The organism is Alphaproteobacteria bacterium (assembly GCA_019695395.1).
Classification (GTDB): Bacteria; Pseudomonadota; Alphaproteobacteria; order JAEUKQ01; family JAIBAD01; genus JAIBAD01.
In genome coordinates this window covers 1-3,191 of record JAIBAD010000076.1, presented here as the reverse complement: position 1 = coordinate 3,191, position 3,191 = coordinate 1, and the positions used below count along the sequence as shown (strand labels likewise).

The 3,191-nt window shown below is 36.4% G+C and carries 3 protein-coding genes; 1 reads left to right on the top strand and 2 read right to left on the bottom strand.

Annotated elements, in window-relative coordinates:
* The coding region (locus tag K1X44_08970; GenBank protein MBX7147417.1) for an acyl-CoA thioesterase at positions 1 to 323 on the bottom strand (323 nt) is incomplete at its 3' end.
* A gap of 168 nt (positions 324 to 491) precedes the next feature.
* Between K1X44_08970 and K1X44_08965 the strand changes: the two genes are divergently transcribed.
* Entirely contained in the window at positions 492 to 1,088 is a 597-nt protein-coding gene (locus K1X44_08965) for a hypothetical protein (GenBank protein MBX7147416.1), read from the top strand.
* A gap of 695 nt (positions 1,089 to 1,783) precedes the next feature.
* Here K1X44_08965 and K1X44_08960 read toward each other — a convergent pair.
* Complete coding sequence (locus K1X44_08960; protein ID MBX7147415.1) at positions 1,784 to 2,641, bottom strand: MOSC N-terminal beta barrel domain-containing protein; 858 nt, start codon at positions 2,639 to 2,641, stop codon at positions 1,784 to 1,786.
* Positions 2,642 to 3,191 lie beyond the last annotated feature (550 nt).

Sequence of the window (3,191 nt, the reverse complement as noted above, 5' to 3'; positions counted from 1 at the left end):
GCCACCATATTAAAAACGCCCTGCGTACATAAGCGCTGCTGCCCTGTTAACAAAATTTCAGCCATCATTGTGACTTCGACGCTTAATGACCTTCTGCCTACACGGATAACTTTCCCCGTAAATTCGACAATTTCGCCAACATTAGCCGGGGCACGAAAATCAATACGTTCAACCGAGGCGGTTACAAATTTTACACGCCCATATTGCGTTGCGGCAATAAAAGCAACTTTATCCATAAAAGCTAACCCTAAGCCACCGAATAAGGTGCCGTGGTGATTGGTGTCACCCGGAAAAACTAAATCAATTAAACGTACTTGCTGCATTATAGTCTCGCTCAACGATAAATTTATTAATCATATTATAGTTTTTTGCATTGCGGCACAAGTGACTAAGAACAAATTGTATTTTTAATTAAATTCGTTTACTGTCCGACTTTAATATTTGTAATTTTCCATTTTAAAAGATTTGCAGTTGCGTGAGGAGATAAAGAGATGAATAAAAAATTTATATGTGTTTTTTCGCTTATTATGTTTATTTTTTCTGTTGCAAAACTATCTGCCGCAACTCTACCAACATCGGTTAATTTGGAAGATTTTACCTGTAAAGATTTTATTAATGTCATGACATATGAATATCAAGAAAAGAACATTAGTTACGATAATCTTAGTACAAATTATCTACTGATGTGGATGGAGGGACACTCCGCACAATCCAGTAGAATTATATCTTCTGACCTTCTAACACAGATTGTTGGTAATTTTAGCAATAATTGTCTTGAAAATCCTGGATCATCGGTTCTTACGGTTTACCGAACTGAACGTAAAATGTTGTTGGATCAGTATAGTGATAAAGAAATTATCAGCGATAGCCTAGAAATTACCGACAGGCCTTGTCGTTCTATCCCCAGAGACGATAAAGGAAATTTTGTCCAAGACACGCGTTTTATTATTTTCTGGATTAATGGTTATATATCAAAAAGTTCCATCTTCAGTTTTAGCGCACTAGATAAACTGATTACAGATATTGAGAAAAAATGCACTCAAGAGCCAAATTTGAATATTATGTCTTTAATTAAGGAAATAAATTAAAGCTTTTGATCACTGCCATAATTACTAACTCAAATATTGCTAGTGGTTTTTCTAGATAATTAGCGTGTGTGTTGCGAATTCATATTCCAAGCTAGTTTTACTATGTGTTAGTATGGCCGTTCTTAAAGCTTTACGCACGCCTGTTCATAAATAACCAAAAATAGTTGGCACAAATACCATCAAATTTCTTTATATGATACTTGGCGTGTTTCCAACAATCTTCGGTCTTATTGATATAATTTTCTTATCTATAAACAAAACCGAATGATCGATTTTGGTATACATAATGATCCAGTGCCGTTTTAGCGCTTGCCTATTGCCGAGTAATCTTGGTACAAAACGATCATTGCGGTAGGTTCTTTATTTCTTATCCCTTTACAACAACCGATTCGATCTCAACCAGTAATTCTTTCATGGCTCAACCAGAAACTGGTTAGATAAGCGAGAACGGTTGTGAATATGGGCATGCAAAAAAGCCGTCTCAGCAAATACAAACCTATCGTTTGATAAAACTTTTGTATCTGGTTTGCATACCTGAATAGTAGCCGAATTTCAGAATCTAGGCGATATGAGCATGAGCGCGCATATGATTTTTACCGCGTGCAAGGAATTATCACTTTTCTAAAGGACAAAACAAAGACATGTTATTAGGTATACCTGATGAAAGCTATTGATGTACTTTTATTGAAAAGACACTACCCAATTTGGGAGTGGATTGATTTTATCATCGCTGTTGATGTTTTACCACTAAAGTCACCTAATGGAATTTTGCTACCAATAACTGCTTTGTCGCCAATACGTATCATTCCTTTAGCTGGCCCCAACACATTTACCGTCAAGCGGTATGGATTTTTTTCATAACGAAAATCGTGCTTGAGGTGGGCGGGTAAGGTTAATTTACGGTGCTGCATAAATGTTTTCATGAAATCTTCAGATGGAATTCCGGTTTCCGGATTTCGGGTTGGCACCACACATCGAGAACAGGGATTAGTAACAATTAGCTCTGCCTTACCCAATCTTAATATCCCCCCTGTTTCGGCATTTGGGGTAATTGAATCCTCCCAGTATGCTTCAACTCCTTTAATAATAATATTTACACGCATCCGGTTAATCATTTCTGATAAGGTAATAGTTGGCGTAAAATATTGGCCAGCCGCAATCAACGACGCTTCTGAACCAATAGTTGGACCAGGCGATTTTCTATCATCGGGAAATAACGAGACCGGATCATGTTTTAACTCAATACCCTGTAGGCCAAGTTGCTTGGAAACCCAAGCTGTAATTTCTAAACGTTGCTGATCCATATGAAAAGACTGGGGTTCTGGATGCTCGAGTGACCATAACGTAACTACTCTTAGCTTTACGTCAAAGGATGCCCGAATTCGATGAATAGCTTCGAATCTTTTTCCATTTACATAACGACCATCTGGGGTAAAAAAAGCAAATTCCCGATCACCAACCAATCCACCTGCAGATGTAAAAGTGGCCGAATCAACCGACATACCCGGTAGTGATTTGAAGGGATAAATAATAATGTTGGAAATTTGCGCCATAAATCTTTTTTAAACCTAAACAAACTTGTTCATAAAACAATATCTATATTTATAACTATTCAGAAACCATGCACCGAAACTGCACAGAAATTGATCAAAAAAACAAGCTAATCACTCTATACATAAGAGGTTATAGCAAAATTCTCAGACTTAATTTTACTAAGTACAGAAACATTATTTTCTAAATCCAACATCATTCACTTCTAGTACAGACAGAATAAAAAAAGTGAAATTTATTATGCATAACAGACAGACACCTGCTTTTCAAAGCAAAAAAGCGCTTCCTAACACTTTTTAGCTATTTGATTATAATAAGTTACTGTCGATAAAAGGGGAAATAAATATAATATAAGGGAAGCAAAAGAAACTAGCCTTACAGTTACAGGCACGATCAACGCACTGTGAAGACCGAATATATCATCTTGGAAGCGGGGGCAAGATTTGAACTTGCGGCCTTCAGGTTATGAGCCACATGGCTTATTCTTATATACATTTTAATAAAATTTAATTTACATAGCTAAACTCTAATATTATAGTCAGTTTAGTGTTA

Excerpts from the sequence above, each read along its gene's own strand:
- K1X44_08965 (MBX7147416.1), top strand. The coding sequence starts at position 492 with ATGAATAAAAAATTTATATGTGTTTTTTCGCTTATTATGTTTATTTTT.
- K1X44_08960 (MBX7147415.1), bottom strand. The coding sequence starts at position 2,641 with ATGGCGCAAATTTCCAACATTATTATTTATCCCTTCAAATCACTACCG.